The 25,902-nt window shown below is 64.2% G+C and carries 30 protein-coding genes; 1 reads left to right on the forward strand and 29 read right to left on the reverse strand.

What is annotated here, in order from left to right:
- Positions 1-72: 72 nt before the first annotated feature.
- The 10 genes from ACQ5BL_RS07090 to ACQ5BL_RS07135 form a co-directional block, all read right to left on the reverse strand.
- Positions 73-681, reverse strand: a complete 609-nt coding sequence (locus tag ACQ5BL_RS07090) for an SPRY domain-containing protein (RefSeq protein WP_430292960.1) — start codon at positions 679-681, stop codon at positions 73-75.
- Positions 678-1,016, reverse strand: a complete 339-nt coding sequence (locus ACQ5BL_RS07095) for a hypothetical protein (protein ID WP_243808522.1) — start codon at positions 1,014-1,016, stop codon at positions 678-680. The genes ACQ5BL_RS07090 and ACQ5BL_RS07095 overlap by 4 nt, the downstream gene beginning before the upstream one ends.
- Positions 1,013-1,303 (reverse strand): hypothetical protein, encoded by a 291-nt coding sequence (locus ACQ5BL_RS07100; RefSeq protein WP_243808521.1) that lies wholly within the window; start codon positions 1,301-1,303, stop codon positions 1,013-1,015. Before ACQ5BL_RS07100 ends, ACQ5BL_RS07095 begins: the two co-directional genes overlap by 4 nt.
- Positions 1,303-3,459 (reverse strand): hypothetical protein, encoded by a 2,157-nt coding sequence (locus tag ACQ5BL_RS07105; protein ID WP_430292961.1) that lies wholly within the window; start codon positions 3,457-3,459, stop codon positions 1,303-1,305. Before ACQ5BL_RS07105 ends, ACQ5BL_RS07100 begins: the two co-directional genes overlap by 1 nt.
- Before the next feature lie 28 nt (positions 3,460-3,487).
- Entirely contained in the window at positions 3,488-4,990 is a 1,503-nt protein-coding gene (locus tag ACQ5BL_RS07110) for a hypothetical protein (RefSeq protein WP_430292963.1), read from the reverse strand.
- Positions 4,991-5,037: 47 nt separating this feature from the next.
- A complete protein-coding gene (locus tag ACQ5BL_RS07115; RefSeq protein ID WP_430292965.1) occupies positions 5,038-5,340 on the reverse strand; it encodes a hypothetical protein in 303 nt (100 codons plus the stop codon).
- 2 nt (positions 5,341-5,342) lie between these two features.
- The gene (locus tag ACQ5BL_RS07120) at positions 5,343-7,070 is read right to left on the reverse strand and encodes a hypothetical protein (RefSeq protein ID WP_430292966.1); all 1,728 of its coding nucleotides are present in this window, start codon (positions 7,068-7,070) and stop codon (positions 5,343-5,345) included.
- Positions 7,071-7,580: a hypothetical protein gene (locus tag ACQ5BL_RS07125; RefSeq protein ID WP_430292968.1), complete on the reverse strand. Its 510-nt coding sequence runs from the start codon at positions 7,578-7,580 to the stop codon at positions 7,071-7,073.
- Positions 7,581-7,619: 39 nt separating this feature from the next.
- On the reverse strand, positions 7,620-10,682 hold the full coding sequence (locus ACQ5BL_RS07130) for a tape measure protein (RefSeq protein WP_430292969.1): 3,063 nt from the start codon (positions 10,680-10,682) through the stop codon (positions 7,620-7,622).
- Positions 10,683-10,769: 87 nt separating this feature from the next.
- Positions 10,770-11,090: a hypothetical protein gene (locus tag ACQ5BL_RS07135; RefSeq protein WP_430292970.1), complete on the reverse strand. Its 321-nt coding sequence runs from the start codon at positions 11,088-11,090 to the stop codon at positions 10,770-10,772.
- 113 nt (positions 11,091-11,203) lie between these two features.
- Between ACQ5BL_RS07135 and ACQ5BL_RS07140 the strand changes: the two genes are divergently transcribed.
- Positions 11,204-11,683, forward strand: coding sequence for a DUF4124 domain-containing protein (locus ACQ5BL_RS07140; RefSeq protein ID WP_430292972.1), 480 nt, complete (start codon positions 11,204-11,206; stop codon positions 11,681-11,683).
- A gap of 19 nt (positions 11,684-11,702) precedes the next feature.
- On the opposite strand, the gene ACQ5BL_RS07145 is transcribed toward ACQ5BL_RS07140, so the two are convergent.
- The 19 genes from ACQ5BL_RS07145 to ACQ5BL_RS07235 form a co-directional block, all read right to left on the reverse strand.
- Positions 11,703-12,482, reverse strand: coding sequence for a hypothetical protein (locus ACQ5BL_RS07145; RefSeq protein ID WP_430292973.1), 780 nt, complete (start codon positions 12,480-12,482; stop codon positions 11,703-11,705).
- Between the two features lie 3 nt (positions 12,483-12,485).
- Positions 12,486-12,659, reverse strand: coding sequence for a DUF7210 family protein (locus tag ACQ5BL_RS07150; RefSeq protein ID WP_430292975.1), 174 nt, complete (start codon positions 12,657-12,659; stop codon positions 12,486-12,488).
- Between the two features lie 66 nt (positions 12,660-12,725).
- Entirely contained in the window at positions 12,726-13,190 is a 465-nt protein-coding gene (locus ACQ5BL_RS07155) for a hypothetical protein (RefSeq protein WP_430292976.1), read from the reverse strand.
- Positions 13,187-13,507, reverse strand: a complete 321-nt coding sequence (locus ACQ5BL_RS07160; RefSeq protein ID WP_430292978.1) for a head-tail joining protein — start codon at positions 13,505-13,507, stop codon at positions 13,187-13,189. The genes ACQ5BL_RS07155 and ACQ5BL_RS07160 overlap by 4 nt, the downstream gene beginning before the upstream one ends.
- Positions 13,504-13,821, reverse strand: a complete 318-nt coding sequence (locus tag ACQ5BL_RS07165; protein WP_430292979.1) for a capsid cement protein — start codon at positions 13,819-13,821, stop codon at positions 13,504-13,506. Before ACQ5BL_RS07165 ends, ACQ5BL_RS07160 begins: the two co-directional genes overlap by 4 nt.
- Before the next feature lie 66 nt (positions 13,822-13,887).
- Positions 13,888-15,990 carry a ClpP-like prohead protease/major capsid protein fusion protein gene (locus ACQ5BL_RS07170; RefSeq protein ID WP_430292981.1) on the reverse strand — a complete coding sequence of 701 codons (2,103 nt, stop codon included), beginning with the start codon at positions 15,988-15,990 and terminating at the stop codon, positions 13,888-13,890.
- A complete protein-coding gene (locus ACQ5BL_RS07175; RefSeq protein ID WP_430292982.1) occupies positions 15,920-17,608 on the reverse strand; it encodes a phage portal protein in 1,689 nt (562 codons plus the stop codon). The genes ACQ5BL_RS07170 and ACQ5BL_RS07175 overlap by 71 nt, the downstream gene beginning before the upstream one ends.
- Positions 17,608-17,808 carry a primosomal replication protein PriB/PriC domain protein gene (locus ACQ5BL_RS07180; RefSeq protein ID WP_430292984.1) on the reverse strand — a complete coding sequence of 67 codons (201 nt, stop codon included), beginning with the start codon at positions 17,806-17,808 and terminating at the stop codon, positions 17,608-17,610. The genes ACQ5BL_RS07175 and ACQ5BL_RS07180 overlap by 1 nt, the downstream gene beginning before the upstream one ends.
- Complete coding sequence (locus ACQ5BL_RS07185; RefSeq protein ID WP_430292985.1) at positions 17,799-19,763, reverse strand: phage terminase large subunit family protein; 1,965 nt, start codon at positions 19,761-19,763, stop codon at positions 17,799-17,801. The genes ACQ5BL_RS07180 and ACQ5BL_RS07185 overlap by 10 nt, the downstream gene beginning before the upstream one ends.
- Positions 19,735-20,280: a terminase small subunit gene (locus ACQ5BL_RS07190; protein WP_430292987.1), complete on the reverse strand. Its 546-nt coding sequence runs from the start codon at positions 20,278-20,280 to the stop codon at positions 19,735-19,737. The genes ACQ5BL_RS07185 and ACQ5BL_RS07190 overlap by 29 nt, the downstream gene beginning before the upstream one ends.
- A gap of 122 nt (positions 20,281-20,402) precedes the next feature.
- Positions 20,403-21,098, reverse strand: a complete 696-nt coding sequence (locus ACQ5BL_RS07195; protein WP_430293133.1) for a hypothetical protein — start codon at positions 21,096-21,098, stop codon at positions 20,403-20,405.
- Between the two features lie 62 nt (positions 21,099-21,160).
- On the reverse strand, positions 21,161-21,532 hold the full coding sequence (locus ACQ5BL_RS07200) for a hypothetical protein (protein WP_430292988.1): 372 nt from the start codon (positions 21,530-21,532) through the stop codon (positions 21,161-21,163).
- A gap of 215 nt (positions 21,533-21,747) precedes the next feature.
- On the reverse strand, positions 21,748-22,440 hold the full coding sequence (locus ACQ5BL_RS07205; protein ID WP_430292990.1) for a hypothetical protein: 693 nt from the start codon (positions 22,438-22,440) through the stop codon (positions 21,748-21,750).
- A gap of 11 nt (positions 22,441-22,451) precedes the next feature.
- Positions 22,452-22,619, reverse strand: coding sequence for a hypothetical protein (locus ACQ5BL_RS07210; protein ID WP_430292991.1), 168 nt, complete (start codon positions 22,617-22,619; stop codon positions 22,452-22,454).
- Between the two features lie 131 nt (positions 22,620-22,750).
- On the reverse strand, positions 22,751-24,067 hold the full coding sequence (locus ACQ5BL_RS07215; RefSeq protein WP_430292992.1) for a tyrosine-type recombinase/integrase: 1,317 nt from the start codon (positions 24,065-24,067) through the stop codon (positions 22,751-22,753).
- Entirely contained in the window at positions 24,064-24,504 is a 441-nt protein-coding gene (locus ACQ5BL_RS07220; RefSeq protein ID WP_430292994.1) for a VRR-NUC domain-containing protein, read from the reverse strand. The genes ACQ5BL_RS07215 and ACQ5BL_RS07220 overlap by 4 nt, the downstream gene beginning before the upstream one ends.
- The gene (locus ACQ5BL_RS07225) at positions 24,504-25,013 is read right to left on the reverse strand and encodes a hypothetical protein (protein ID WP_430292996.1); all 510 of its coding nucleotides are present in this window, start codon (positions 25,011-25,013) and stop codon (positions 24,504-24,506) included. The genes ACQ5BL_RS07220 and ACQ5BL_RS07225 overlap by 1 nt, the downstream gene beginning before the upstream one ends.
- Entirely contained in the window at positions 25,010-25,240 is a 231-nt protein-coding gene (locus tag ACQ5BL_RS07230; protein ID WP_430292998.1) for a hypothetical protein, read from the reverse strand. Before ACQ5BL_RS07230 ends, ACQ5BL_RS07225 begins: the two co-directional genes overlap by 4 nt.
- Positions 25,233-25,844: a replication protein P gene (locus ACQ5BL_RS07235; RefSeq protein WP_430293000.1), complete on the reverse strand. Its 612-nt coding sequence runs from the start codon at positions 25,842-25,844 to the stop codon at positions 25,233-25,235. The genes ACQ5BL_RS07230 and ACQ5BL_RS07235 overlap by 8 nt, the downstream gene beginning before the upstream one ends.
- Positions 25,845-25,902: the final 58 nt, after the last annotated feature.

Here is a 25,902-nt window from a genome sequence, read left to right on the forward strand (position 1 = left end):
AAAGCCCGCCAGGTGGCGGGCTTGGAGTAACGGCGCTGCGGATTTGGCACTACCTACGCGCAATATTTGGCATCACGCCCAGCGCGAAAAGCCGGCAGGCAAAGAATATGTAAGGGTGTTGCGGATGCGGCAGCCCCAGCCAGGACGGTACAGAGTGCACGCCACAACGTAAGGTGCGCCGGCCGCCACAGTGGCAATCGCCGATGAAGTCGGATCGGCCCCTACCCATGTGCCATTCTTACGGAACCATAGGCCGCCCGTGCTGGCATCGAACGCAATGCCGATGACATCTCCAGGTGCGAACGAGTATATGGAGCCGCCGTTAGTCAGGGTGCCGTTGACGTACCTAGACCCATTCCGCCAATAGCCGGCTGATTTGGATAGCTCACCGACGTAGTGAGACAAGGTCAAAGAAGCCGACTCAACGCCGACCCCAATATCCTCTCCGACTAGAGAGCCTTGCTGAAATACCTCAAACTCGAAGTACCACTTACCTGCACTCTTTGGAGGCAATGCCCTGGCTACGGCATTGGCTGTCGTCCCGCTAGCGTTACGGTTAAACGCGTCTAGGTTGGCGTTCTCCAGCGTGAAGCTGGCACTACTGTCGGCAGGGTTCCAGTACAGGATGGGAGGCGGAGGAATCTGGGCACCGCCTGCGCGGAGCATGAGCGGCGGCATCATGGCGCAGCTACCTCAGGCCACTCCATACGCGGGAGCATTGCCAGCATCTCGGCCTCGGTGGGGATCAAGCGCGCCCCAGCCTTCACTTCAGCGACCAGCTGATAGCCCAGCGCCCAGCACTGATCGCGCCAGGAGACGCCTGCCTGGCCCTCGGCCGCGAATCTTGGGATGGAGCTGGTGGCGTAGGTGCAGAGGCTCAGGATGGAGTCATAGCCGCGCGTGCCAGCCTCGGCGTCCATGATCCTTTGCACGAAAGCGGTGAGGTGCTGCTGCGCGGCGGCCACGGCTTCATCGGTTTTGGATTCAGCCGTTTGTACTTGGTTCCAGTCGATCATTGCGGCAGCTCCACGGGACCATCAGCGGTGATGGTGATGGGTTCGGGAAACGCCACGGCGCTCGGAGGGTTCGGGCCATGCGGCAGGAGCAACGTCAAGCGCAATTCGCCGTCGATACGCTCAACGGGACTGACGAACCAATCGGAGCCGATAGCCTCTTGCGGTAGCGTGGCGCCATCCGGCAGGGGCGTGAAATCGAACTCTTGCCCGTTCACCGTCAGGACATCGCCGTGGAGCTCGACGGCCAGTTGCGCGTCCGCGCGGACTGGCGATAAGGAAATTCGCATCAGAACCACCTTCCTATAGCAATCAGATAGACAGTGCGCGTAGCTGCCGCCTGAGAAGTAGCCGCCGTGTAGATATAGGTTGTACTTGTAGTGCTTGGCCCAACCGCCGAAGCGCCGAAGCCAGAGTTGATATCGCCCGGCGAGGCTGATGGGAAAGGCGCCGAAACAAATGCTGCTGGGAAGGTCCAGCTGAGCCCGGCCGATCTGAAACCACCGAGATAGGCATTCGATATGGCTGCCGATGCGTCGGATTTCGATGCGAAACAGACCTGGGTCCCATCCGCAAAGCGGACATATTCACCATTAGCATTGCTGCCGCGCTCGATGATCGCGCCGGCCGGAACTCCAGCGGCTTGAGAGACCGTTCCGAGGATGTTGTCCGGCCGATAGCCTTGGTCAACGAATCCATACCACCCGCCGTTGTCCAGGTTCGACAGCACGATCATGGTCGAGGCATTCGCCGCTGAAGCAATAGCCGGCGCACTTCCGCCCTCCCAGGTCACGCCCGTCCAGCCAGCTACGGTGCGGCCACCAGTGGCATCCTGGGTAAAGCGGATCAGCAAGTCCTTGCGCACCCCAGCAGCACCAGCAGGCAGCGTGATTGCGGTGATGTTCTGATTCAGACTTACCTGGACGGTATCTGCCGTGACGGCGGCAAGTGCCAGGGTGCCGGAGCTAATGGCTGGTGCAGCAGTTGTATTCAGGCCATCGAGCTTGGTCTTATCGGCCGCACTCATGAAGCCGGCCGTACCAGTGGTGGCGGCCGCGTGCGCCGTGCCACCGGAACCGAAATGCGCGGTGAGCTGCGCCTGCAGCTTGCCTAGGGCGCTCAGCACGCTGTCCGTCACCGCGATCGCAGCGTTGGTCGCCACGCTCAGACCGGTCAGCAAGGAGGCGCGCACTCGCGCTTCGGTAAAGTAGAGGTTCGTACCTTCCGAAAGACTGGTGGTACTGGTGTTCGCCGTGGCGCCGGCCGCCACCCCATCGAGCTTGGTCTTGTCGGAACCGGTCATGAACCCCGCCGCACCACCGGCCACCACGCTGGCGTGGGCAGTACCACCCGCGCCGAAGTGGTCGTTGAGCTGGCGTTGAATTTTCCCGAAGGCCGCCAACACCGAATCGGTATTGACGATAGCTCCACCCGTAGCGAGGCTCAGCCCCGACAGCAAAGTGGCCAGCACGCGTGCGCCAGTGAAATAGAGGTTGCTGCCTTCAGCCAGGCCGGTGGTGCTCAGGTTCACAGTGGCGCCAGGCGCTACACCGGCCAGCTTCGTTTTATCGGCATCGGTATAGGCATTGGTGTCCGCGTTGGACTCGTAGGCAGTCTTGACCTGCGCCGGGGTCATGCTGCCGCCGCCGGAGGTCTGCGCTACCCATTGGGTATCGCTTACGTCCCACAGGTAGCGCACCACGTCGACGCCAGCACCTGCGTCGACATCAGCATAATCACCACCGGCCCCAGTCGGGTGAGCGGCCTGGAGCGCCGCCAGGGAGGCGTAGAGGCCCTTGAAGTGGCTCGACTCCAGGCCGGCTAGCTTGGTCTTCTCGGCGCTGGTGTAGTTCTCCTGGCTCAGGCCATAGCCGGCGACCTTGTCGACCTTGGTGGCGAGACCTGCAGTCAACGCGGCCGGCTGTACGGCACTGTCAGCCTTGGCACCCTGGGCAGCGGTAGCGGCGCCGACATCGCCCGGCGTGGCCGGGATGAAGGGCTTGTCGGCAAGATCGGCATAGCTGCCGCTGATAGCAACCGGAGAAAGGCTGTCCGGATTGACCGGGATATACGTCAACGCACCGCTTACGTCATCTTCGGTCAGCACCACCGCGCCGAGGCGGTCGTTGAAACTGGTAACGCCCACCGAACCACCGTTGAGCTGTTCCAGCATACCTGCCGTTACGCTGGCGTAGACGTATGAGCCAGCCGGCCAGGTCTGGTCGGAAGTGCCCTCGCATGCACGGGTGAGGACGTGGCCCGCGCCGTCGGCGGCAATGGTCACAATCTCAACGACCTGCTGCTCCGGGTCGAGCGTGCTGACCAGGGTGAGGGTGTACTCCTCGCCGTCGGATAGGTCCAGGCGCTCCAGCATGGCCGGGGGGACCGGCAGCACACCCGCCCCCTGGGCCAGCTCGCCGGTCAGGCGAGTAATCCAGTTATTCACGTATCGCATTGGGCATAGGCCTCTTGGTTCAAATCCAGAACACGGGCACCGTGTCCCGGACAATTTGGTGGGTAACTGGACACCAGCTGCCGTACAGGCGTCGGCCGTTGCTGTAGGTGAGCGTGGTGGTCTGGCCATCGGTGACAGCGGCAGGCCCAACAAGGGGGCGCCAAGTCCACCGCCAACCATCGCCTTCGGCGGCGCAGACCAGGAGAGCCCACGCGTGGTTACTCAGTTCGTAGGGACACACAGCGTGGTAGTTGCTGCCATTGCCGAACTCGACGCGATCCAACAGGACGAACCTCGAATCCTGCAGCTCTGCAGTGGAAGACTCCGCAGCGACCGCCGCCCAGGCCGGCGGAGGAGCAATCGGTGTGCTCACGCCGTCCACTACTTGCGACCACCCGGCCCGCCGCTCGAAGTTTGTGCCTACCACCTGCTCGGCACTCAGTTGGAAGGAGTCGACCTCCACGCCATCAACGCGGATGACCGCCTTCGTCGAGCGGCTCCACCCGAAGCTCTGGCTGCCCTCCAGTACGTACTCGCTCACGAGGACGCTGTCTTCGAAACGGTCTTTGCCGGTGCAGACCCATTCGACAGGCGACGCGAACTTGTTCAGGTCCATTCGCACGTCATAGGTGAGGCGCTGGTAGGTGCCATCGGGGGCGTACCACACCGCCAAAATTGCGCCGGTACGCTCTTCGTACACCGACGTGCTGCCAGGCCCTGCCTTCAGTAGCGAGGTCCAACCAGTTTGGCCCTCACCTGTGCTGGTGGTATGCACAGACGGCGTGTTCTCGGTGATAAGCGGAGGCCCTTCCGAAACGACCGTCCGTGTCGTCTCAAGCCAGTACCACACCGGTGCCGACGGCTCGCCCAGGTCAGCGTTATAGGTGCCGATGGTCTGCGCGCGCGTATGCAGCACACTAAGGCTGAGCACCGCCTCGGAGCCAAGCCCGCTGATGGTCAGCTCAAGCCAGCCCAGCGCCGGCATCCAGCGACTGCTAGAGCCGTCCGGCCACAGGGGCCACTCGCCCGAAATGCCACGCTGGGCGACGATGGCCAGCAGGGCGCGAGAACCATCCGGCGAGATGTCGCGCACCTGCATCGTGGTCTGCGACACGCTGTTGAGGGGCGGGGTCGCCTGACCAAGGTCGGACAGGGCAACCGTGTGGCTGTAGCTCTCTTCCGCCCCCTGGAACTCGCCGAAGCGCACCAGCTTGACCGGCCAGGAGCCAGCGTTGCCGGTCACAGGTTCGAAGGTCAGGCCATCCACCCGCCAGCGAGCGCCGGCAGGATCGCAGTAGACCCAGCCGTCAATCGACTTCCCGTACAGCAGGAACTGCTGGCTGGAGATGATCGCCTTGTTCCACCACTGCCGGCCGGCCGCCGTATCAGCTGCCTGCTCTGCTGGAGTGCGAACAACCTCCGGCACGCCCGGCACCTGCACCAGGAAGGTGTCGCCGGTGCGCCGTTCGCTGGGCGGCAGTTCCGGGTAGGCCTTGGTTTGGCCATTCGGGAGCGTCAGCACCCCAGCGCGCACCAGGCCGTGCCAGGGGCACCCCCAATGCGGCCCACTCATGCAGCACCTGGATCGGAGAACATGAACACGGCCTCGTCTCCATTGGCATCCGTGAACACCTTCCGCTTCGGCGCCGGCAGGACGAAGAGGCCATCAGTGCTTCGCCAGCCGCCCGGCCAGTACTCGGTGCTCACCTCGATAAGCGGGCTGGCGATACCGCCACCTCCGGCGGATGGCGCGGAGTAGCTGGAGCGGCCGCGAATTGCCGCCCGTGCCCCTCGGGGTTCGATCGTTCGAAGGGCGCGCTGCTTTCGCTCAGCCACCTGCAGGCTGTTCAGGTCAGTACGAATGTCGGCCATGGTCATAGCACCAGTGGGTCGTCAGGGATTGCCACGCGGTAGGTGGCGGTCTTTTCGGCGGTGTACTCGTCGCGCTGCTCTGCCGGGATGTCCGGGGCCGTCATCTGCAGGCGCCTGGGGAATGGATCCACGGGCGTCCCTGCGTCGACCTCGTCATAGTTCCCGGCGAAGCCCTCGCGCTCGTCGTCGTAGGTCATCAGCCCTCGGCCGCGAAGCTGCGTCGAGAAGAACGGCGGCGCCGGCACCGGACCACCGGGATTGGTCGCTGGCGGCGCGGGAGGTAACAAAGGGTCAGCGGCCTCACCACCGCCGCGGCTGATTGCCAGGGTGAGCGTGGAGATTGCCGTCTGGTTGTCGATATCGAGTTCGTCGATGATCGACCACGTCTTGCCCTCGGCAGTGCAGCGATCCTCCAGGCGGACGGTGTGGACGAGGTCAATACCCAGCGCCATCGATGTCGGCACCTGGAAGCCAACCCGCGTACCCCGATGCGCCGAAAGGATCGACGCCGCAGACGTCGCGAGCTGGCAGCGGATGGCCAGAGATAGGCGCTCGGGCTCGCGCAGGTTGATCACCGCGTCACCCAGTTCGTCGATCACTGCATCCGGCTCGGTCGTCGAGAAGTCTTCCGACTCCCAGTTGTCCGCGCGATCCAGCTCACTCTCCACCGCCGTACCATCACGGCGAATGACCTCGCCAGCCTGGGCGATGCTGGGCGGAGCCTCCACGGTCAGCACGTATTTCTCGGTGATCGGCTGAACCCAGCGCACGCCCCCCGCAACCCCAAATGCCAGCACCAGATTGTCGAACTGGTTGGTCCACCCCTGAGGCGGGTCGCAGTAGACGCCGCTCAGCGGAACGGTGAGGAAGCTCCCGCCCATCGAGTGCAGCCCGGCCGAACTGAGCGCATCGGTGATCATGTCGATGGTCGGCAGCTCGGTCGTGTTGTGCCGCCACAGGCAGAAGCCCTGTGACTCACTCCATCCCTCAATGTCCGGGTGCTGCCAGCTGTAGCTGTAGCTGCGCTGCCGGAGCCGGCTGTAGCGGTAGTCGATCGACAGCTCGACACGGTTCACCCGATCGGACAGCTTGGCGATCTCCACCGAAAGGGATTGGTCGATCGTTGTGCCCGGACCAAACACCTTGATCGGGGCTTTTCTCGCCCACGGCGTGACGCGCAGGGCGCCAGCCACAGAGCGGTCGAGGCTGGCCGGCAACGTCCCCATGCGCTCCATCGCATAGTCCCAGCGGCTGCGGCCATCGAGCGCCTCGAAGACATCCTCCGACCAGACCCCGCCGGCGAGCAGGTCGATGGCGTCGATCTCCATCGCCTCCACCAGGTCCTGCAGGCGGTCGGTGGCTTCGCAGGCAACGATACGATTGCGCGGGTCGTAGGTCGGTTGCTCCAGCCAGCCAGAAAAGCGCCGTTCTTCCACCCAGACGCCATCGACCAGGTGCTGGAAGTAGATCTCCAGCGGGCGCCCCGTCCAGCCAACCACGTCGACGCCGGCCTCCGGCAGGTACAGGGACAGCTCCGCGATGGCCGCGGCGCCCTCCTCGCGCTCGATTCGTACCTTGCCGGTGAGCTGCGCGCTGACGTTCTCCACGCCAAGGCGCACCCGGCATGCCCAGACGAGCGATGTCGGCGCCGCAACCGGCTCGGGCGGAGTGATGGACAACTGCCACAAAGCATTCAGCGCGGCGCTGTTGAGCGGCAGTCCGTTCAGCATCTACAGCTCCTCGCAGTTGATTTGCCAGCCATGGGCGTTGCTGCTGGGGTCCATGTCGCCCTGGGGGCGCTTCGCCGAGACGATGAAGACCGGCATCCAGCACACCTGGTAGGCGCTCGCCCCGGGCACTGGCGTGACCTCGGCATCGCTGCCGGTCAGCACCACGGGTGTCTCAACCCATTCCTTGCCGACGAGCGCCAGCGCCCAGGGCGCGAAATCCGGGCGCGGTGTGCCGGTGATGACGAATGAGGTAGAGGTGCTGACTATCGACAGGTGCTTGGTACAGCGCAGCTCCAGGGGCTGTGTGTAGTCGAGTCCGTCCAACCCAGGCGGCATCCAGCCCGAAGCGCTGAGTGAGATCGCCGAGCGCTGCCAGTGGGTCATTGGCACACCGACGCCACCGCTCAGGCGAATGATCTCCGGCCCGCCAAGCGGCGTGATCGACTGCGACACGCTGCCCGCGGCCAGCAAGAGAGGCACCCCGCCCAGCATCACCATGGGTAGAGACATTCAGCAGCTCCAGAAAAGAGAAAGCCCCGCAGAGCGGGGCTAGTTGGGTTTCGAGGTTCGTCGGTGGCCCTTCTTCAGGGACTCGCGATGCAGCGCGGTGAACTGGTCGCTGGAGGCCTGCATGCTGTACGACTTCCCGTCCAGCTGCAGGACTACAGTGCCCAAGCTGTCCCCGCCACCAGCGCCAGCGGTCAGCGCCGGAGCCAGCGCGGGGATGCTGGGGATTGGCCTCGGCGAGACCAGGCCGCCCGTGTCGTAGCCGCGCCAGCCCTGACGCAGCTTCCCGCGCAGCGCCTCCATCGTGTTCCGGAAGCCGTACAGGCGGACGCGCTCGAGGAAGCCGAGAGCGCCAGGCTCACGAACCACCTCCTGCGGCTGTACGTGCTCGCCGCGGTGAACCACACCGGCTGGCTCGTACTTGCCGCCTGGGCCGGTATAGCCGCCAACATCGAACGCAGGCTGTGCCGGATCGGTGGAAATCGTTCCAGGCGCGGCGCCAGTTGGAGCCAGAACGGGAGTCCCGCTCGGACCGACGATGACCGGTTGAATGATCATTGCCTGCGACAAGCTGGCGGCCAGTTCCTTGATGCGCTGAGTGAGCTGCGCAACGGTGTCTTCGCTCAACTGGAAGCCAACATCCACAATCTTCACGGCATCCAGCTGCTTCTGCAGATCGGCAATGCTCTGCTGAATACGATTCACCGCATCCGCGGCGCGCACCTTCTCCAACTCCTGCGCACCGGTGGCGATATCCAGCAACTGCTGCTTGAACCCCTGCAGGCCGTAGCTGTTGCCGCCGGCCTCCTCAATCTGCTGGATGACATCGAGCGCCTTCTGAGCCTCCCTCAGTGCGGCGGCCGTGTTCCCCTTCTGCAGTGCCTGGCTGGCATTCGCCTTGTAGGCACTCGCGGTGCCATAGTCAGCACCAGGAGCCGCCACCGTGGGGCGCTTAAGGGCATCCTTGAATGGCTGCAGAACATCCGTGGTCTGGGAGTTGATCTGCTCCGCGTTCTGCTGCGCCTGCTTGAGCGCATCAGTCTGCCGCGCCAACTGAGCCTGCAGGTCAACCGTAGCCTGCGCCCTGGCCGCTTTCTTCTTGTCCTGCCACGACTTCTCGGCGGCAAGGTCCAGACGCTGCCTCTCCTGCTGTCGCTTCAGGTAGTCGTCCCAGGTGCTTCCGGTTTCAGCGACGTACTTCTTCAGCAGGTCGATTTCGTCGAGATGGACACCGTTCTCCTCTTGGGCGGCCAATTCCTCCTTCGCCAGCCGGCGGGCCCTGGAGTCACTTTGCTCGCGATCGAGCAGCTCCAGCTGAAGGTTGTAGGCCTCTCGATCGGAAACAGCCTTTTCGTCTGCCGCCTTGGTGGTCGCCGCGGCCGCCTGCGTATCGGCAGCTTGAGCGTCGAAGCTCTCTGCGAGCGCAAGAGAGCGCTCGTCATAGGTCCGCTCAAGCGCCTTGGTAGACCCCTCCTGTTGCCGGACGGACTCCGCCTGGGCGCTTTGGACCTTGGCCAACTGTGCTCGATACATCGCCAGCTGAGCCTCAAGTTCGGCTCGATCACCCGTTCCAAGAGAGACCCGGCTGGCAGCACTCACACTGCCGGATTTGCGCAGCTCCTCCAGGGCCTTCTGCACTGCGGCAACCCGGTCCTGAGCGAACTTCGCCTGGTCGGCCAGGGAGTTGGCGTCAAACAACTCGCCAACACCCTTGAATCCCTTCTGGTTGAAGGCCTTTAGGTAGTCCGAGGCTTTCTTGAGTGGCGAGCCAAGCCCAGATACTTGCTCGGTCAGGCGCGCAGTGAAGTTGGTGAGATTGTCGAACGCCCCTACTGCTTCGTTCGCCTGGTTCTTCAAGCCAGTGAGGCTGCCGTCGAGGGTTTTCGGCATCTTGGCGGCTTCTTCGCGGAGCTTAGGCAGCGCCTTGAGCAGGCCATTTACCACCACAGTGGTGGTCAGCTGACCAGCGTCAGCCATGCCCTTCAGCGCGCTTCGAGAAACACCCAGACCTTCAGCCAATGCGCGCATCAGTCGCGGTGACTGCTCGGCAACGGAGTTGAACTCGTCACCACGGAGTGCGCCAGCGCCAAGGGCTTGGGCAAACTGCCGAATCGCATCATCACTCTCTTGGGCGGTCGCACCGCTAATCTTCATCGATGCCGTCACGGCCTCGGTGACGCCAAGCGTTTCCACCTGCCCCTTGTTCGCATCGCGCAGTGCAGGGGCTAGCTTCGAGTAGAGGTCATATAGTCCTTTGAGCGAAGCCTGGTAATCGTCTGCCTGCTGGCCGAGAGCGCGCTGGGCAACGTTAAATTCCTGCTGCCCCTCGGTGGCCAGGCTCAGCTGGCCATTCATCTTCCGCAGGCCGTCAGCCGATCGAACGTACTGCCCAACCAGCGAGGTCAGGGTGTAGCCGGCGACGGCGGCAGCTCCGATCTTTCCGATAAACCCCAGGGCACCTCCGCCTTGATCGACGCTCGAAAGCTCCTTGATGGCCGCGCGGGTTGCCCCCAGTTGGCGCTGCAGCTGCGCCTGAGCAGCGGCCTGCTCCTGAGCCGAGCGGAAACCAGCCTTCGCAAGCCGGTCGTAGTCAGCCGGAAGAGTCTGAAGCTGCGCCTGGAGTTGACGGAGTCGACTGATGCCAAGATTTCCCTGCGCCTGACCTAGAGCAGCATCAGCTCCGCCAGAGGATACCCTCTGATCCAACTCGACCCGAAGACGGCGCTGTTCAGCGGCGAGATTGCGCGTGTCGATTCCGGCGCCCTGCAACTCGGCACGCATGGCGGAGAGACGGACGCGCTGCTGAACTTCCAAACGCTCCATCTTCTGAAGCTCGACGGTGGCAGCTCGATAACTGGCCTGGAGTTCCTTGCTGGGCGCGGCGGTGCGGGCGAGTTCATCCCCAAGCTCGCGCAGACGGTCGCGTGCCCGCGCAGTGGCACGCTGTCCCTTATCCAGTTCATCCTCCAGGGCACGGAAAGAGTTGACCTGGCGTAGCGGCTTCTCGACCTCCTTGACGAGTTTCTGCCATTCACTCCGGAATGACCCGACGTTACGGGTAGCGCCGTCCACGTCCGCGCCGAGGCGTACTTCAATATCAGTCATGGTCTCAGCCCTTAAGGGCGCTCAGGAATAGGCGCCACGGGTAGTGGAGGACGCCAACATGGCCAAGCCTGACCAAGGCGCAAATCGTCAGTTCGAGCTGACTGAGGGCCTCGCCATGGCTTTGCTCAGCCGGCCCAGAAGATCGAAAAAATGGCGGTTCATCTCTATCACCGCGTCAGCTGCCGCACGTAGCTGGCTTGGGAGCATCCCATCCATCTGCTCCTCCGTGAGATTCGTGAACATCTCGAGGTCTCGCAAACTGACGTCCGTGAACAGGCTGTCGCGGACAAAATCTATTTCACCGCCCTCGCGAGCGAGGAGCGCTCGCGCATCAGCCACCGTGATTTCCTTGACGACAACATCGACATCTCCGATTCGGATCAGCCGGCGGCCTGCAACTTCAGACATGACTCCCCCATCCCGCCTCGCCGAGGCAGGCCTTATTGAACAAATTCAGGAAATGCATCACCGTTGAGAACTTTCTCGCGTGTGCGGACACGCGCCAGCTGAATGGACTCAATATGCGCAAACTCGCCATCCTGCTGCTTCTCATGCCAGGCATCGCGCTCGCGGATGTCTATCGTTGCCCAGGTCCCGACGGGAAGCTCTCGTTCTCGGACCGGCCATGTGCAGGGGCTATGGAGGCGCCCGCGCAGAAGATCGACGTCACGCCGCAGAACATCACCGACCCGATCGCCAGCAAGAAGCAGATCGAGGATCAGCAGCGATGGGCTCAGAAGCCGCGCTCATCGGGCGGCTCTGGGTCGAGCGACCCCGGGTACTGCCGCAGCTACAGCAGCACTGCACTCCGGTCCTTGGTAGTGTCGAAGTCCGTCGAGCCAGGTATGCCGCGCGCCGCCGCGATCTCCGCATGGGGATCGCCAAGCGCCATCAACGGCGGACGACCTGAGCAGCTTGTTTACTACTGGCGGGACTCCACTTCGTACATCTACATCGTGGACGGTTGCGTGTGGCAGGTTCAGGGCGGCTACGGCGGGTAGCCGCCAATGTCGGCAGCCATCACGCGGCGGCCTTTTCCTTCTTGATGCGGAAGTACTTCGACGTACCGGCGCCGACCTTGGTGGAGTCGCGCAACACCTTGGCAGTGGCCTGGAAGCCGCCGAAGTCCTCGGTGTTGATCCAGTCCATCTGGGTCGCCAGGTTGAGGCGGCACTGGAAGAAGCGAGCCTCGACGCGCTTCTGGGTGCCGGCGGCGTTCTCGCCCTCGAAGAGGAACTCGAACACCTTGCCGCTGTTGGTCAGGGCCTCGATCACATCCACCGCGGCGGAGCTGTAGTCGACGCTGACCTTGAACGGGGTGCCGGGGGCAGCGGCCTTGATGGCGGTTTCCAGCGCGCCGCCGGAGACGACCTCGATGCCCGAGCCAGTCATGACCCAGTCGTCGAACTCGTCGTAGTCGGTGGTGCCCGCCTCGTTGCTCACGCCGGAGATGGTCAGCGGCATATTTGCGAGGGCGATCGTTCCGTCAACCTCGGCAACGTGCATCTCACCGGTCACGGTAGTGGCGGCGACATCAGAAGCGCTACCCCAGACCAGGGCGGCCAGCACCCAGGTGAAGATTTCGCGGAAGTTGATGGAGAGCGACACGCCGGTCACACGGTCCAGGCTGTCGTACTCGCCACCCTGCGGGGTGGTGGTGTCGGCCAGGGTCAGGCTGTTGGTTTCGGTGGCGTGCTGGATCGTGGAGACCAGACCGACCTTCTGGAACGGCACGCCAGAGCCGGCGACGCGCGCTTTCAGGTGGCCGCCGATGACGACCGTTTCTTTATGGATTGCCATCGTTTAGGCCTCCTTCGAGGGAGTGGCGGCGCCATTGACCTTTTTGACCTCTTCGAGGAAGGCCTTCTGGCGCGGGGTTACCTTGATCTTGTCACCGGCCTTGTAGTCGCGGCCCTGGTGGGTGTGCTCGCCGGCGAGTTCGATCTCGACCAGTTGCACGGTTTTATCAGCGCTCATCGGCGGAGCTTCTCCTGATGGATGGGGTTGCATGAGTGAGCGCGGCGCGGGCGCCGCAGAGGGCGGCTAGCCCTTCTCGATGATGGTTTTCAGGTAGATGGGGATGATCACGGTGGCGCACTTCAGGCCGCTCCCTGGCGGGAAGCTCTGCGGCGCGCCGTAGGTGCAGCCGGTGATTCCGCGCGGCAGCCACTTCGGCAGTTGGTGGAGATCCGGCATCAGGCAGCGGATCAGGTCCTCTTCCAGGTCTTCGAGGGCATCTTCGTAGCCATCGAAACCGACATCGACGGCGCCGATGACTGAGAAGCCAGGGTGCATCTTCATTGCCGCCGGACCAGGTGTCGGCTCCAGATGGCGATGCTTCTGCACGACGATCAAGGGAAAGCCCTGCGTGTCCGGCGTGATCAGGTCGGAGAACCAGCCGGACAAGACCTTGATGCCGGCATCGGTTCGATAGCCGCCGGCCGAGGTGATGGTTTCAAGCTGGCGAATTAGGGCCTTCCGGCCCTCAGTCAGGAGGTTCGGTTTCATAGCGGGGTGGTCGCTGCTGTGATGGCGTGGCCGTCGGCGGAAATGATCTTGTCGACCAGGAAGCGCTCGCTGCCGATGACGAAGGTGTCGCCCCGGACCGCCGTTGTGAGATCGCTGACCAGCCAGGTGATACCAACCTGGTCAGCAACAAAGCGCCCGTCCGGCCCCTCGTACACCAGATCTCGATTCACCTGCAGGTTCAGCCCTTCTACCGGCGCACCGACCTGCGGATGAAAGTCGCCCACCGAATCGGAGAGACGCCGGTGGGCTACCTGGTGAAGTCGGCCGATCGCGCTGGCGAACCGGCCGGCACTCATTGCTGGACGAGCAGAGCCGAGGCGAAACCATCGGCGGTCGGCTCTGTGATATAGCCGAAGGGCACCGAAGAAGCGGTGGCGGCGGCGACCAGCTCACCGTCGAGGACGCTGCACTTCACGCCTTGGGCCAGGCCGGCGGCGGCGGGCAGACTCCAGATGCCGCCAACCTTGGCGGAAAACTCATCGCCGGCGGCGGCGGTTTCCAGCGGGACCACCACCAGGTCGCCGACTTCTGCCGGAACACCGGAGGTGACGCCGCCGGCGGGAGCGATCAGGGTCAGGACGTCGCCGTCCTGTACGAAATTCTTGGCCATGTTGGGTCTCCAGATGGCTTAAATGAAAAAGCCCCGCAGGTGCGGGGCTTGGGGAGGCGACTGCGATCAGGCGCCGTTGGCTTTCTGCAGGCCGCGGAAGTCCAGCGGGGCCACGCCGGCGTCGATGCGTACCTTGCTGGCCACGCCGTCGACGGTGAAGCCTTCCTGCTGCTCCAGGTACGGGGTGTCGACTCCATCCAGGTAGGCCACCTCGATGGTGTCCGAACCTTGCTTGGCTGCCAGGTACCAAGCGGACGCAGACGCATCGTCCAGGCGCGGTTCGCTGATCACTTCAGCGAAGTTGCGGATCGGGTTGTCGACGCCGGAGTTGACGTCAGCGCCCGGCACGGAGGCGGAGCGGATCAGCTGCTTGGCCTTGTCCTCCAGCGCCACCGGGGTGAGCACGTACGCCGGACGGATGTTCAAGGTTCGCGCCTTGCCCTCCTCGGTCTGGGTCTTCTGCAGGGCCATCTGCTTCTTCGCGGTGCTCATGCTCTCGATGGACAGAGCCGAGCCGGCGCCAGTCAGCAGGTTGTCGTGATCGGCGTGGAACAGAGCCTTGCCGTCGGCCATTTTCGGGTTGCCGGTCAGCACCGCGTAGACCAGGTCGCCGATGGTGGCGCGTGCTGCCATGCCCAGCTTGTACGGGATGTCCTTCAGCATCTGCAGGTCATCGTTGATGATCGCCTGACGGGTGATGCTGAACAGCTTGCCGTAGGTGGCCAGAATGATCTGCTCGCCATGGGCGCCGAGGGTTGCGTAGGTGTACTCGGCGCCCTCGCGCACCTTGGGCAGAGAAGCGAATTCGCCCAGACCGACACGGCGCGCCGGCTTGAAGTCAGTCAGGATGCCGGACTTGGTCCATTGCTGGAAGGTCTCGCCGGACTCTTCCCAGCCCGCCAGCACCGACGCGTTGGCGACGTCGAGCAGGATTTGGCCGAAGTCGCTGGAGGTGTGAGTGAAGGCCAAGCCGACCATCTGCATCGGGTGCAGCGAGGCTACGCCGATACCGCGATCCACCAGGGAGGCACGCGCCAGCTCGCGCAGGTTCATGCCGTTGTAGAAGTTGTCGGCCTGACGCTCGCCACGGCCAACGCGGGCCAGCACGCAGGCACGCACCGAATCACCCACCAGGTTGCCGTTGCCGGCATGGACGTGCGCGCCGGCGCCCGGGGCATTGGCGGGCTGGGTGGGGGCGCCGATGGCGGCCAGCAGTTTCTCGCGCGCCTGGTCGACGGTGACGTTCATGTCGCCCAGGCAGGAGGCGAGCAGCTCGGCATGGCCGGCAGCGAAGCCGCCGAAGGCTGCGGTGATTGCGGCGCGACGGGCGACTTCCTCGGCGACGACGCGAGCGCGGATATCGGCTTCGGTCGGGGCGGCGGCGACCGGCGCCGCGGGAGCTGCAGCCACCGGAGCGGCAGGAGCAGCCGGGGCAGCGGGAGCGGCGGGTGCCGGTGCGGGGCCAGAGGCGCGCGGGGCCAGCAGAGTTTTCATAGCTTCGGGCATGTGGGCGAACTCCTGCATGCGTTTGGAGGAAAGGTGAGCGGCCGCCTGCAGCGGCTCAGTGAGCTGATCGGCGAAGCCGGCAGCGACGGCCTCTCGGCCATTCATCCAGGTCTCCTCCTTGAGGAGCGCCTTGATGTCGTCGGGAGACTTCCCGGTCTTGACCACGTAGGCCGAGACCAGGGTGTCCTCAACTTTGTCGAGCAGGTCGGCATAGCGGCGCATCTGGTCCGCGTCACCGCCTTGGATGCCCCAGGGCTTGTGCACCATCATCATGGCGTTCTCGGGCATGTAGATCGTGTCGCCGGCCATGGCAATGACCGAGGCCATCGAGGCCGCCAGGCCATCGATGTACACCTCGACGACGGCCTTATGGTTGAGCAGCAGGTTGTAAATCGCGGTTCCCTCGAAGACATCGCCGCCCGGGGAATGGATGCGCAGCTTGATCTTGGACAGCTCGCCCAAGGCCAGCAGATCTCGAGCGAACTGCTGCGCAGTGATACCCCACATGCCGATCTCGTCGTACAGCAGCACTTCGGCAACGCCGCGGGCGGCGGCTTTGATGCTGTACCACGACTCCTTCGGCGCGCTGTCTTCAGTCAGCGCCGCCGACATTGCCGCCGGCAGCATCAGGCTTTTGTGGATCAGGGGTTGATGGCTGCCCATTGGCGCCTCCGTTGTTGCTCTCGTTGGGGAAATCCGGCCCTGGCAATGCCAGGCCGGCTCCGAACTCATTGACCAGCTGGCGAGCCTCGTCGGCGGTGATCATCTTCCCGACACCCAGATAGACCTTCTGGACTGCCTCGACGGGATTCATGCCATCCTTGACGTATTGGTGATAAGCGTCAGAGCTGAAGACCAGGCCAGCTTTTCGGTTCGCCTTGATTTCTGCCTCACGCGACTTTTTCAGCTCGCGTGGATCACGGCCGCGCGCTCGCGCTACCTCGGCCTCGTCGGAGAAGCCAGCCTTCACCAGGGCCTCCCAGGCGTTGGCCTCTTTCATCGGGTCGATCCAGGGCATCACCGGCCCCTGGTATACGGCACCGTAGACGGTGCGCGGATCTAGGTCGCCAGGCAGAGGCCCCTTCCTGGCCAGCAGGTACATCTCCAGCCAGGTCCGATAGACAGGGCGGCACCAGTAGTCGATGAATTCGTGCTGCAGCAGGTCGTAACCCAGCCATCCCTCGACCAGTTCCTGACGCTGCGCGGAGTAGGTGCCGTCGTAGGCTCGCGCCACCGAGGAGTAGGTGCTGCGGGTGCCGGCGCCGATCATTCGCAGCTGGCCGTTGCGGAAGCTCTCTAGGAACGGGTTCGGCCGGTTGCTCTCGATCATCCCGACGTCTTCGCCAGGTTCCAGGTCGTCGAAAACCATGCCCGGAGCGATGGGGATCGTTCGGCCGGTGCGCTCCTTCCCGGGCTGGGCCGCGTAGCTGTCGGGGTTGCCCTTCCTGATGTACATGGCCAGCGCCGCGCTGATGCGCGCCGCAACACGCTCGCTCTCCTCGTAGTCCTTGAGGTCGGCCAGGCGAACAAGCACCGAGTGCAGCATCGGCACGCCTCGGTTCTGCCCGATCCGCTTGCGATAGGCGATGTGGATGATGCGTTCCGCATCCACCCGCTTGACCGCCATGCTGCCGCCCAGCGTCTGCAGGTTGCCCGGGTGATCCCTCAGCAGGTGATAGGCCCGTTTGCGGCGCCAGGCATCACGCTCGATGCCCTGCGCGATCCCCTTGGACAGGTCGCTGTAGCTAAATGGTAGGTAGTCCGGCTCGAGCAGTTCCAGGGCAAACGGCGTGGCTGTGGCGAAGGAGTAGTTCGGAACCGCGCCCATCAACTTCTGCGCCAGAGCCTCACCGTCGCGCAACCAGGTGCGGCACACCAGGCGCTCCATCTGCGGCCGCGACAATTCGCCGGAAGCCTCCGGGCTCAGCGACCACTCCGCCCAGGCGCTGCGCAGTTCCATCGCGAAGTCAGCATGAAGCGAGCCATCGAGCTTGAGCGGAAGCGGCTCGACGCCAATCCCAGCGCCGCCCACCACGCGTTCTTCCAATCGGTCAAACAGGCCGGTGACCAGATCGTGGTCTTCGTCCAGCTTGCGGCACTGCTCGCGCAGCGAGACAGCCGACTTCTGGAGCGAGGTGTCGGCGCCCAGCGGTTGCCGCTTCGCCTTGTGGGTCCTGCCCGGCTTGGCTGCCTCGTAGGCAAGGATCATTTCGCGGGCCGCCAGACGCTGAGCCACAAACCTGGGCGCCAAGGGCGCCAGCAGCTTATCGATCAGGTTCATCAGCTGAACTCCGCCAAGGCCGGCCCGCGCCGTCCGTTTTCACTCGCAACACGGCGCTCCCACTCGCGGCGGCCGGCACGGATCTTCTCGATGTCCTCCATGGTGTGAGTGCGCCCGTTGAAGATCACCGTCCGCCCTTCCAGCACCTCGGCTTCGGCCTCCAGGTACTTTTCGAGCATCTGCTGTGCAGTCAGAGCCATGGTCCGCTTCCAGTGTTGAGCCACCCGCCAGAGGCGGCGGCAGGGTTTTCGTTTGATGGCTGACGCTCAGCTACCGGCGCCGGGACTGGCTCGACGCGGACCAACTCCAGCTGATCCAGGTCGAGACCGAAGCGCTGCTGGCTGATGCGCAGAGCTGCGAGGGCGTACACGAAGCAGTCCAGCGCCTCGTTGCGCCGGCCGCCGGCATCCCAGCGCAGCACGCGGACGCCCTTCACCATCGCCGCCTTCTTCTTCTCGGCGGTGATCTGCTTCAACTCATCTTCGTCGCAGATGCTGTCGTTCAGCGGGAAATGCACGCAGCCCGGAGTGGGCTGCCAAGGGATCGGAACCGGAATACGCAGGCGGCTGTAGATCAGCTCCTTCGCGTTGTCGGTGCCCAGCTCGGTCTTGTAGACCCGGCGCTTGCGGCGCTTCGGGAAGTTGGCGATGGGCTTTCCGTAGGTGCTGGCACCGAAGGTCGGGATCACCCAGTGCACGCCGTGCTTCAGGCTCTCGGCCTCCACCTCGTCGGCGTAGTGGCCGCCGGCGTCCCAGCACCAGCGCTCAACGCGCATCGGAATACCGTCGGCGCGGGTGAACTGCCGGTGAATCTCCAGACCCACCTTGCGGCGCAACTCCTCGCTGGCCGGGTCTCCAGTCAAGACAAAGCGGTGCACCAGCCAGGCTTCCTCGCCAAGCCCGAAAGCCCAGACGCGTCCCTCGTATCGGTCATCCTGGGTGTCGATGCCGCCCATCAACACCAATGTCTGAGGCGGCACGGCCGGATAGAGTTCGCGGCGCGAGTACAGGGTTTCCCACTCGACGCGCTCGCCCTGATCCTCTTCCCACACCTCGCCTCGCGTCGTGTTGATAAAGGCGATCAGCTTCTCCCGATCCCCCTTGACCTTCAGCCACTCATCTACCAGCGAGTGCCAGGTGGTCCAGGTGCTGTAGATCGACCAGCAGTAGAAACTGACCGAGCGCGGCGTGCGGATCGGCTGGTCGTCAGGCCCGCACCAATCCATGCCGTCGCGGGTCCAGATGCCGGTCTTTTCGCAAATCCAGCGGCCCTGCTCGGAGGCGACCACCATGTCCCGATGGGAGAAACAGGCGCTGCAGTGCTCACAGGCATACCAGGCGTCGACCGCCTCGCCGAGTTCGTTTGCGGTCCACTTCAGGCCGAACTCACAGTCCTTGCCGCCCCACTTCAGGGTTTGCTCTTGGCGGCAATGCGGGCAGGCGATGTGGAACCGCATTGCCCGCGGCGACTCCTCGGCGGCAAGGCTGATCTGGCAGCTTCCGGCCGTTTTAGGCGTCGAGCCGCGGATGGATTTCGGGTAGACCGCGCCGTCCAGACGCTTGTCACCGATGAAGGTCGGCGAGCCCTCGCCCTCGATGTTCGCGTCGAACTTCGACAGCTCGTCGTAGATAACCTCGTCGGCCGACTTCTCGCGATAGTTGCTCGCCGACTTACCGCCGCGAATCCAGAGGTTGCGTCGGTTGGAGAAGATCTTGTTATCGAGGGTGTTGTGGCTGTGCTTCTTGCCGTGCCAGGGCGCCAGCTCCAGCACGACCGGGACGTCACGGATCATGCCCATGACGTGGCTCTTGCTGATGTCCTCGGCGTCCGAATCGGTCGGCGACCACATCATGACGTTGCGGCGCTTGTGCTGGATCTTGTAGCCGATGTTCGCCATCAGCAGCTTCGTGTAGCCGATTCGCGCCGACTTCACGAAGTTGACCACCCGAATCAGGTCGTTGCCCATCGAGTTCAGGATGGCGACCTGGAAGGGTGCGGTTTTCCAGCTTCCCTCGTTGTACGAGGACTCGGCCGACATGTAGAAGTGCTTGTCGGCCCACTCCACCGCCGTCATCGGCGGCTCTTTGTACATACCCTGCAGGCCTAGTTTGATCGCTCCACGCAGATCATTGATCCAGGGTTGCAAGGTACTCATCGAGGATTCCCGGGATGTCGTCGCCGAAATCGGCGGAGAGATTTCGCGCCAATGCGATCTCCCGCTCGAATGCCTCCAGGATTAAGGGGTCAATGTCGGGGTGACGACGGCTCACGGTCTTGCCGACCGTTTCCAGCTTCGAGCCGATCTTGGCGGCGACCTTCGCCAGCGCGAACGTGGCGAACGGGACAGGGACCAGGAGCTTGTCGTTTACCTGGTTCTTCTGTTCCTGGGCATAGGTCTGGGCACGGGTGAGATCGAGGCGCGCTTGGAGCAGCTTCGCTTCGACGTAGGGGTCCACACCTTCCGGAAGGTCCCCCTCAGGTTGTTGTTTCCGGGCGGCGTGTTGGATGCGGTTTTCGACCACATTCGCGACGGTATAGAACGTCTCGCGCCCGATCTTTTCGATTGGCTGAACGCCCCATTTTTCAAAGGCTTGCGGCGAAATCCCGAGGCTCGCGGCCATCTCGGATTTGTTCAACCATCCGCGCTGTTTGGTTGTTTCTTTTTCGGCCATGACAAAACAACAACCAACCTCCGAAAAAAAGTCATATGTAGTTCGCGCGCGGGGCTCGAATTACCCTCTACCCACCCCCACCCAGGGAGGACCCAAGGCAGGGGTGGCTGTCGCGCCGCCTGTCAACCCCTACGTGATCGGGCGGCGAAGCGCCGACGAACGGTCTCCATCGCGTTATCGAACTCGCGCGGTAGATGCTCATTCGTGTATTGCTCTGCGATCTGGAAGAAGCTCAGGCGCTCGCCATAGCTAGGCTTGGCCACGAAGGCCAGGATCATCTTCACCTCTGCCCTGCTGCCCTTGCCCCAGCCTGTGCGCTGGGCAATACCAATTGGCTCGCTGCCGCGGCGCATGACGAAGTAGCTCTTGGCGTTGGCCTTCCTCACGCTGCGCTTGCTGTCAGTGGCGTTGGCCTGGTAGCCGGATTTGCTGAAGCCCTTCACGCCCGACATGGCCTTGATGATCTGGCCACGCTTGATGTTTCCGTATGCGTCCAGCTCAGCGCCATCGCCAGGCACTACGTACATGCCAGCAGGAAGGATGCCCTTGTCTCTCAGCTGCAGCTCGGCCGGCTTGTTCCGACGAGGGCCACCATGGACCTCTGGCGCGAGCCAGACCGATGCAGGCTGCGCCCCGTCCGCCTCGTTCTTGAACCAAACCCGTGCGCTCAGCTTGTCCTTGGTCGCAGGCATCAGGCGCAAGGCATTGAGGGTGTACGGCGTGGGCTTCTCGAACACCGAGCGCATCTCGTCCTGCAGTCGCCCCATCAGACCCTGTGCCGTCTTGGTCAGGGCGGTCGATACCGCGTAGGGGATCATGTCGCGCTCAAGTTCCGTCAGCGCGTCGAGCTGATCCTGCAGCCCGTCAGCGCTGACGACGATCACAGGCCGGTGCCCTCGCGGAACTCCTTCACCATATCGGGCAGGGCCGCACCCTTGCGCGCCTCGCTCCAGGCGAACCAGGCGCGGACAACGACCCAGGCCGGCAGGCCGCAGACGAAGATCAGGCCGCAGATGGCGATCATGCCGAAGTCGTCCTGCACCCAATGGCCAATGTCCAGCCATCGAACCAGGAACGCACCACCGCAGACGCTGGAGACGACGGTGCTGACCATCGCCACCACAAACTCGCGCGGGGTCTTGGGCAGGGTCATGACCATCACCAGGATGGCGGCGAGGAAGGCGAAGCCTCCGAACGCGCCCAGCTTGTAGATCCCGATGCCGCCAAGAACAGTCGAGGCTGGCTCGGTCATGGTGTTCGTCCTCATAAGGGTGTCCCCAGGCTTGGCCAGCCCTGGCACTGCGTGAATAGAAAGGCCCGCGCGTGCTGCGGGCGAAGGCGCAGGAGCGCGCACCTAAAATCGTGGGCAACAAAAAACCCGGCGCGGTGGCCGGGTTTTTGTCAGACATCATCGCAACGCGCAATGACGGCAGGATGGGAATATCTTCGGACACGCGGACACGGGAGTCAAGCTGCAGCGCGAAGAAGCACTCCCTCCCGCTTCAGGATCTCCTCGGCGGCGACCAAGGCGTCAGCCACCATCCCATCAAGCACGTCGTGCACACCCTTGCGCCACCGGCGCCGAGTGCGCTCGGTGGCTGCCGTCGGGTCCCAGGTGTTCATGTCGTAGAAGTCGGCAGGCAGGACCACGACCGCGGGCGCCGACACCACGAACTGATCGCGCTCAGGCGGGACATACTCCTTGCCGCGCTTGGTCGACATCGCATAGGCGAACAGCGCCTGGCGCTCGGCATCTGCCCTCGCGCTACGGCTCACCACGCCACTGTCGTGCACCTTGCGCTCCACCTGCTTGCCCTTGAGCTGCGGGATGGCCCATGCGGTCAATGCCTTGTAGACGAACAGAGCCGGGGCATGCGATGCGATCAGCGGAGCCAGGGCGCTGATGGCCGCGACCTTCCGCGCGCCGTGCGTGCTGTACCGCGCCATCAGCACGTTCCAGTGGCGCGGCTTCAGTTCGGAGTGAAGCCGGGCGTGCACCCAGCAGTCAGCCTGCATGCGCTCATGCGGCGTGATACCCGAGCCCTTAGCGACTACGTCAGTGGCCGAGTAGAGGCGCTGCCACGCCTGCTTGGCGGTGTTGTCGATGCACTCGGCAGCCAGGACGGCCACAACGGCGCTCAGTGTTCCCGAATAGATCATGTCCTTCCCCCTCAATCCCCAGCGTAAGTGGTGCCGCCCGCCCCGTGGCGGTTCTCGACATAGACGGGCGGTTCGCTCGCTCCTACTGGAGGTAGAGCGGCCTGGCCCTTGTTCAGTCGCAGGCGCAGTTGCAGCAGCGCCTCCTCGATCGGTAACGGTTCACCCGTTGCGGTGGTCATACCGGCGCCATGGCAAGTGCCACAGACCACCTTCCCGAACAGGCCCTGCTCCAGGCCCGACCCGGTGCATCCAGTGCACTCGGGCAGGGGCTTGATACGGGCCGTCATATCTGGCCGACGTTGCGTCTGGATCACTCCGCGCCCTCCCCGCCGGCTACGTTCAGCCTCTCCTGTGAAAATTCCAGCGAAGCCTTGGAGGCAGCGCCGCTGCTGGCGCCTGCGCCGTTTTCGATAACCGCCGATCCTGCACATATCTGACGGTGAATCCGGTCGAAGCCACGGGCGTCTAACCAGCCGTGCCACTTCTCCAGGGCGCTCCGCTTCAGGTCCTCGGCGGTGGTGTGGATGTAGGTCTTCGCCGAGTAGCCCATCGAGTGGTTCAGCAGCAGCTCGCCGATCAGGTAGTCCACGCCCAGGTCCGCCCAGGTGGTGCGCGCCAGCTTGCGCAGGTCGTGGCTGGTCCACTCGCCGCCGCCCAGCTTGGCGAACACTGCGCTGGCCTGCTTCTCCCCCATGGGCTTGCTTCCGGTGCCGGGGAACAGGTAGGCCTGCTCCCCGCCGGCCTCCACCTGCTGCTCCCGATAGCGCTGTAGCAGCGCGCACACCTGGTCGGTCAGCGGAAGCTCATGCTGCACTCGGGTCTTGGTATTGGCCGCCGGGATCAACCAGACGCGCTCGGCCAGGCTGATGTCGCGCCACCGGGCCTGGCGGGTCTCACCGATGCGGCTGCCATGGGCGAGCATCATCAGGGCCAGCATGCCCTCGGCGGGCTCCTCCTCGAAGCGCTCCGCCAGCGCGGCCATTAGCGGCTCGGCGTGCATGCCATGCAGGTGCGCCGCCTTGGGCTTGATCTTCGCCTGGACGAAGTCGCCGAACTTGATGGCCGCCATCGGGTTGCTGTCGAGCATGTGCAGGCGCAGGGCGTTGGCGAAGGCCATCATCAGCACCCGCAGGATCAGGCGGACATAGCCCAGGCTGAACTCCTGCTGCAGCGGCCACATCAGGCGCTCGTCGATCTGCGCCCGGCTCAGCTGGGTGATCAGCAGCGATCCCAGGCGCGGCAGCAGGTGGCAGTCGATGGCCGAGCGCACCTGAGTCTTGCGCTTCTCCGACAGCGCCCGGTCACGCATCACGCGGTCGCGGTGCCAGGTCAGCACCTGCTCGACACGGGTCCAGCCGGCCTGACCGATCACGGCCTCGGGGTTCTTGGACAGGCGTTGCCGGTGCTCTGGCAGCGCGGCCAGTACGTCCTTGGCGCTCATCTCGGGGAAGGTGCCGATCTTGTGCCACACCCGGCGGACGATCAGGTACCAGCTGCCGCGCTCGCGCTGGGTACCGAAGCGCAGGCGCAGCCCCTGATGGCGTGGATCCTTCAGGTCGCGGGAAGTGCCGGCGGCCTGGCGGCGGATCTCGGCATTGGTGAAGGCGATGGAAGCGATGGTCGTCATGGGCGCACCACCTGGGTCGGCGGCAAGGCCAGATACCACTCGATGACCTTCAGGGCTTCCTCGACGCCGCGGCAGACAGTGGCGTAGTAGCCCTGCTGCTCGACGCGGAGGATGAAGGCATTCTGCTCGGGAGACACGGCAGAGTCGTTCGGCGGCGCAGCCTTGAACTCGATGTACAGACCGAACCATCCGCCGCGCGCCAGCGTGACCGCGATGTCGCTGGCGCCGGCCTTCACGCCCTGAGCGCGCATCTTCCCGGCGGTGGCCTTGTGACGGTGACCACCGTTCGGAACGTGGTATGCCAGCCGGTAGAACTCCGGGTGTTTGATCTTCAGGATGCCGAACAGCTGGGCTTGCTGCTGGCCTTCCCAGTCGATGCGAGGCCGGCGCAAGGTGCGCGGGACAGCGCTAAGCGGCTTGATCTTAACGGGCTTCATCACTCGGCTTCCTCCTGTAGGCCCTTCAGTACCGCCTTGAGCTGGCGATAGCCTTCCAGGGACTTGGCGGTCGCCTCGCGGCCCTGCTCCAACACCAGGGCGTAGTCCTCGATTCGCTTCGCCAGCCGCTTCATGCTCTCAGCCATGGCAACGACCTCGCCGGCCAGTTCCCCCAGCAGCTCCAGCGGAACGTCCACCGGTTTTTGCTCAACTTGCGGCACAGGCTTGGTCGCCGGGTCGGTCATCTTCTGCTCCTTGGGCTTCTGCTTCTGCTCGACCGGGTGGCGTTGGTATGCGTCGCGGCCGGTCTTTTTGATCAGGCCGGCATCCGCCAGCGACGTGAGGCATCCGGAAACGATCCGGGTGTCTGGGGTACTGCCGGTGAGGTTGCGCAGCGCGGCCATCACCTGGAACGAACTCCAGGCCTCGGCGATCGGCACGCACTCGAAGACCTTCCTGGCGATCCCGGTCTGCCCCTGCATCAGGGCCTCTTGCTTGGCGGGCGTCATACCAACACCTCACTGGCCTCGATGTCGGCGCGAATCACGGCCCGCATGTCGACCTCGTCGGGCACGTAGGAGAAGGGTGCGCGGTCTCCGGGGCGCGTGACGGCATAGCGCAGGGGCGCGGGACGGCCGGTCAAGCTGATCGTGTAGCCTTCATCGGTCTCCCAGCAGTTGGGGATGGCCTTGCCGGCGGCGTCGAGCTTCTCGCCCAACTTCATCACTTCAGGCATGTCGTGCTCCTTTCATCTTGGCGCGCAGTTCGGCCAGGGCGGCCTTACCGACCTCCGGAGTGCGGTGCGGCTGGGCGGGAATGGCGGCGACAGGTACCGGCGGCAGCTGCACGCACCTGGCCCTATCTCGGCGGATCTTCCGGTACTGCTCTTCGAGCAGCGCCAGGCCATCGGACCGGCTGAGTACCTGCAGGGTGTTGAAGCCGGCACGGGCAGCAGCGTGGTACACCTCAGGGCAAGACCAGCGCGCCGCGCCAGCCATGGCCGGATGGCTCTTGCTCAGCGCTTCGGCGTAGGCCGCTTCCAGCGAGGGCAGCCCCAGCGCTTCAGGGGTTGGCTGGCACCAGGTGACGAACTTGCCCGGCGACGGAACCCAATCGCTCGGCTCCGCGCGCAGGCCCTGCAGGCCATAGGCAATCTGGCTATCCCAGTCGGTGACTCCAGCCTCGACGAAGGTCTTCACCCACGTGGCCTTCGAGGCTTCGAGCACCTCGGTGGTCGGCCATGCCTGACGCCAGCCCGGGCGGGCCGTGCGGATTTCGCGGAACAGTTGGTTGACCAGCGCCTCGACAGCCCGGCGGGCGCCGTCGTCGAGCGACTGCACGACAAGCTCCGCAGCAGGTGCGGGTCGGGCCATGACCTGGGCAGCTACTTGACCGGCG

It is taken from the genome of Pseudomonas sp. B1-22, from assembly GCF_050474425.1.
Taxonomy (GTDB): domain Bacteria; phylum Pseudomonadota; class Gammaproteobacteria; order Pseudomonadales; family Pseudomonadaceae; genus Pseudomonas.